This is a genomic window from Pseudomonadota bacterium, from assembly GCA_039714795.1.
Taxonomy (GTDB): Bacteria; Pseudomonadota; Alphaproteobacteria; order JAGOMX01; family JAGOMX01; genus JBDLIP01.
The window spans coordinates 1-5,366 of record JBDLIP010000117.1 but is presented as its reverse complement, the minus strand read 5'-3'; the positions used below and the strand labels follow the sequence as shown (position 1 = coordinate 5,366).

At 41.0% G+C, this 5,366-nt stretch carries 2 protein-coding genes; one reads left to right on the top strand and one right to left on the bottom strand.

Going from position 1 to position 5,366, the window contains the following annotated elements:
• Positions 1-576 precede the first annotated feature (576 nt).
• Positions 577-2,532: an acetoacetate--CoA ligase gene (locus ABFQ95_07460; GenBank protein ID MEN8237357.1), complete on the top strand. Its 1,956-nt coding sequence runs from the start codon at positions 577-579 to the stop codon at positions 2,530-2,532.
• A gap of 323 nt (positions 2,533-2,855) precedes the next feature.
• On the opposite strand, the gene ABFQ95_07455 is transcribed toward ABFQ95_07460, so the two are convergent.
• Positions 2,856-4,445, bottom strand: coding sequence for a hypothetical protein (locus ABFQ95_07455; protein MEN8237356.1), 1,590 nt, complete (start codon positions 4,443-4,445; stop codon positions 2,856-2,858).
• Between the last annotated feature and the right edge of the window lie 921 nt (positions 4,446-5,366).

Below are 5,366 nucleotides of genomic sequence, written 5' to 3'. Positions count from 1 at the left end.
AGCAGCGCTTTTGGTGGTAAATAGGGACGAGATATAGTATGTTGGCGTCAGCCATTGGTTGATCTCCTTCGGTTAGATCGATCATGGTTAGTGGCGCTTTGGGTGGTTCTACGCACCCATTGCGTCACGACTTAAGGTACAGGCTAGCGCAAATTTCTTGATGAAGCAACAGTAAATTTAATTTAATTTCTATGTAATTCGTTGGAGAATGTTATACACGATATGCATGAGTTCCCAGTTAAACATGGCAATTTCAAGCATACAGAACTCCCAAGATAACGCATATCAATGCGCTACAATAACGAACGCCTTAATTTAGCTGACCTAACATCCATTCCAAGATAATTACAATTTCCGGAAAATCAGCGTTCAGGATGACGGCCTGCGGGCAGAAAGTACAGTTATCTCTTATCCAATCAAAAGATCTCTTGAGCTCTTTAACCAACTATTAAACCGACCTAAGATAAACTTAAAAATAGCTAAAAAACCAGCTTTATCGAACACATTCAAGAGGATACAATGCCTGTCAGCAGTCTAGCCCAAAAACCTGACGTAACAGAGATTGAGGCAACACCTATGTCCCCTCCCCTTTGGCAACCCCGTGCAACACAAATCCAACAGTCGAATTTGACCGCCTTTATTGCACATGTCCGCAAACATTGGGGCGTGCGAGTCGATTGTTACCAAAATCTATACCAATGGTCGATCGATCAACCAGAGGCCTTTTGGCAATCGGTCTGGGATTTTACCGGTATCATTGCTCAAACCCGCGGTGAAGTTGTGCTAGAGCACGCAGAGCAAATGCAACAAGCCTGTTTCTTTCCTGGTGCCCGCCTTAATTATGCAGAAAATCTTCTAAGGCGCCAAGGCGATGATATCGCCCTGGTGTTTTGGGGCGAGAGCAAAGTCAGGCGTTCGCTAACTTTTAATGAGCTCAAAAATCAAGTCGCCAAAATTGCTGCCTCCCTGCGCTACCAAGGGATCAAACCCGGAGATCAAATTGCTGGCTTTGTCCCCAACACTCCAGAAGCCCTCATCGCCATGTTGGCCACTGCCAGCATTGGCGCTATTTGGTCATCGTGTTCACCTGACTTTGGAGTCCAAGGTACTCTTGATCGTCTTGCGCAAATAGAACCTAAGGTTTTGTTTAGTGCCGATGGCTACTTCTACAATGGCAAATTGTTCAACTCTCTTGAAAAACTTGAACCTATTGTGGCAAAACTGCCGAGCCTTGAGCGTGTGGTGGTATTTCCCTACGCAGAGACGGGCGATTCGCTTGACTCAATACCGCATGCCACCACTTGGGATGAATTTCAAGCCGGCATTGACTCCCCTGCCCTCGTATTCGAGCAAGTGCCCTTTAACCACCCGCTATTCATTATGTTTTCTTCCGGTACCACCGGAAAACCCAAATGCATTGTCCACAGCGTCGGGGGAACCCTGATTGAGCACTTAAAAGAACATCAATTGCATTGCGATATCAAAACCGGTGATCGGGTATTTTATTTCACTACCTGCGGCTGGATGATGTGGAACTGGCAGGTTTCAGCGCTGGCATCAGGGGCGACATTGCTGCTGTACGATGGCTCACCGGTGTACCCGAATGCCGATGTATTGTTTGATTACGCTGAGCAAGAACGCATGACATTATTTGGCACAGCCGCTAAATTCATCGATGCTATTGCTAAAGCTGGGGTTAAGCCACAACAAACACACCAACTAGACTCTTTGAAAATGATCACGTCCACTGGATCGCCGTTGGTTGCTGAAGCCTTTGATTATGTCTATCAAGACATCAAGGCCGATGTCTGCTTAGCCTCCATCTCTGGCGGCAGTGATATCTTGGGCTGCTTTGTGCTGGGAAATCCCACCGCTCCTGTTTGGCGCGGCGAGATTCAAGCACGTAGCTTAGGACTTAAGGTTGAGGTGTTTGATGATCAGGCAAATTCGGTCACACAGCAAAAAGGTGAGTTGGTATGTACCGGCCCCTTCCCCTCAATGCCGATTGGATTCTGGAACGACCCACAAAACACCCGCTATCACGATGCCTACTTTTCACGTTTTGACAATGTCTGGCATCATGGCGATTTTGTTGAGCTCACCGAGCATGACGGCATGATCATCTATGGACGCTCAGATGCCGTCTTAAACCCCGGAGGGGTGCGCATTGGCACCGCAGAAATTTACCGCCAAGTAGAGCAGTTTGAGCAAGTGCTGGAAAGCATCGCCGTTGGCCAAGAGTGGCAGGACGATGTACGAGTGATTTTGTTTGTCAAATTACGCGCTGATGTGACGTTAGATGAAGACCTGATTACAGAGCTAAAGCAGAAAATCAGAACTGGGGCTACATCGCGCCATGTGCCAGCAAAAATTATCGCTGTAGCTGATATCCCTCGCACCAGAAGCGGAAAAATTGTCGAAATCGCTGTGCGGGATGTGATTCACGGTAGGAAAGTTAACAATACTGAGGCTCTGGCCAATCCAGAAGCACTGGCTTACTTTAAGGATTTACAAGAGCTGCAATATCAGTGAGTCGGCATTGTACCAGTTCTATTCCAAACTTCTCTAAAGCCATCCTAAATTTGTCCAGCGTATCGCACAAAAATGATTCCTATTCAGTGGGTACCAAGCTTTTAGCCGGTATGCTTCTTTCCTGGTAGAGTTTGTTTCAATGGCAGGCTATCCCGGTTATGCCACCAAAAAACTTGGTTTGGGGTGAGGTGTGGAATAGAACTGGTACAGTGCCGATATTTCTATACGGCTACCAAAATTTTTCGGTCAATTTTTTGAGCAAACTAGCAATGAGTTGCATGTCTCCGGGTAAATCTGAATTTCCAGATTTTAAGACATTGGTTTTAGGCGGTAAATTTCTGTCGTCTGGTCAATTTACCCGGAAATTTGGAGAGGGTACGCACAATATTATTGCAGATATTATTTTCCCTATTTGCAACTTCTTCTAGCGTTTTCAAAACTATCCTATTAAATTCTTTTTTCATAGTCTTCTCTATATTACGCCGATATTTTTTTATGGTCTCGCGAATGTTTTTCAACTCAGTGGCTCGTAGAGTTGGATCTTTTATCTCAACAGCCTGCATTATCGCTAGCTTCATTCCAACCATCAAAATTATGACATAATTCTGTGAAAGAGGATTATCAGAACGGTCCACACCCTTAATATATATTAGACAATTAATCAGTTTACACACCACATCATGTTTACTTAAGGATTTATTATTACAATGGTCTAAAGTTTTTTCCATCCACTTTAATTCTCGTTTCTTCTCAATTAGCTTAATACTTTCACAAAAAACTGTTTTATCGATATTTACCCCGTATTTTTTTTCTAGAGGTTTAATTGTATCAATATAGTAGAGGAGCATCTGCTCAAGAAATTCTTCTAAACCATCGTCATAATTTAAGGACCGTACCAATTTATTCACTACGTCAAAAATATTATCAAATGCATATTGCTGAGCAGCATAACTCGCATCCTCTTCTTTAAGGTTCTTATTTCGGATTTCGTCAGCTTCATTAAAGTATATAAGATATAGAAAGTTCTTCCCTTGGATTTCTTTAGCTTTAGTAAGGTATAGACGATATGGAAAGTTCTCCCCTTGTTGATCAAGGATAACTTTAGCTTGATCAAAGTTATCTTTGAAGCTTTGTGACATTTCCATATTCTTAAAAATTCCATACTGTATTTCGTCGCCATTTACAGAAATTTTGGACTCCCAGGTTTTGTTTAATTCTCTCAAATCATTAATAAATTGCGTAACAGTTGCCTTATTCTTATTAGGGATGTCAAAACTACCACCTTTTTTTAAGCAAAATTTACCCAATTCTAAAGCTGAACCTCCTGTCTTACTTTCACAGTGTAACTTTGCATTATCAGACCATATACCGCATTTATACCATTCACCTTTGTTGTAAGAAAGCCTAATGCCTCCACCCTGGAATTTCAGATTTGTTTCTGTAGTCCTAAAGGTTCCAAAATAAAACTTAGTTCTTTTATTGGATTTTTTGTCGGCATCTGACTTTACAAGCAAGATTGAACCTACATCGGCATCTACTAGCTTAGATGTAATACCACCTATTAATAAAACATCTTTTTTAAACTTGATCGTCAATTTGTCCAGATATAATTGATTTAAGTTTGTTATCTTCAATTTTCCTAGAGAGTCTATCAAAAAATGAATATTCATATTGCCTTTTCTACATTCTACAGCCTTTTCATATCTACCCAAAGAAGCACTAAAGAAATTTTCACCTATATCATCTTTAATAACTACAGATGTCCGAACGGGCCCACTACTAGGCTCCTCTTCTTGAATCGTTAACGTGTATTTTCCTATGGATGCATTACTAAGGGTAAAGACTGCAACAACACCCAGCATCAATACGTATCTTAAATTAAAATGATAGGAACAAAACTCTCTTTTATACATAACAGTAACTTTCTTTCATATTAAGTTAATAAATCTGTAAACAAAAAACTAATAGCTCATTTGTATCATAACTTTATTAAAAAAATCAAGCACATAATTGTTATTCTTTTGTCATTGCTCAACCGGCACAGTACCAGTTCTATTCCAAACTTCTCTAAAGCCATCCTAAATTTGTCCGACGTATCGCACAAAAATGATTCCTATTCAGTGGGGACCAAGCTTTTAGTCGGTATGCTTCTTTCCTGGTAGAGTTTGTTTGGCTCTTTTGCGTTTTGAGTGGGTAAGCTGAATTTTAGGTAAATGCTACCTTCAGCGAATCATCTGTTATGCCACAAGTTCAAGCTGCAAAAATATTACTGAAATGATCGCCATAATTGGTTTCGAAATCGACCCGGAAATATATGATTCTTGTTTGGAAATATCCTAGCGGGGGTGGGGGGCGGCAATGAGTCCCCACGAATTTGCGACAAAAATGGGGCTCAGTATAGTTCCTCTCCTGACTTCCCATCTTTATAAGCAAGAGTACTCTCTTGTACAAATATTATCTTAAATATCTAAACATTGCTTCTTTGGATCTTTGGATCTTTTTGAATATCAGAAGTATACCCAAGACCAGTGAATCATTGAGCGCCGCTCAAAGATACTGCATCAAAAATAGCGACAGTACGCCTAACGAGAAAACTTGATGCACAATATACTCAAAGGGATTTTCTCCCATTTGACCACCTCTAGTTTTGACCACTCGCTAGTACATTTAAACCTTAAAGGTTGACAAGTCAAGAGGTTATTTGCAGGACTCTTCGACATTCAATTCCACTTACAACAGCCACTCCCGCTGGACCAATAACCCTTTGATAAATAAGTAATATTTTTTTAGGTTTTCGTAAACTTTTTCTGAAATTTCCTTTTTAATTCAAATAG

Coding starts and splice junctions, on each gene's coding strand:
- ABFQ95_07460 (MEN8237357.1), top strand. CDS start 577: ATGTCCCCTCCCCTTTGGCAACCCCGTGCAACACAAATCCAACAGTCG.
- ABFQ95_07455 (MEN8237356.1), bottom strand. CDS start 4,445: ATGTATAAAAGAGAGTTTTGTTCCTATCATTTTAATTTAAGATACGTA.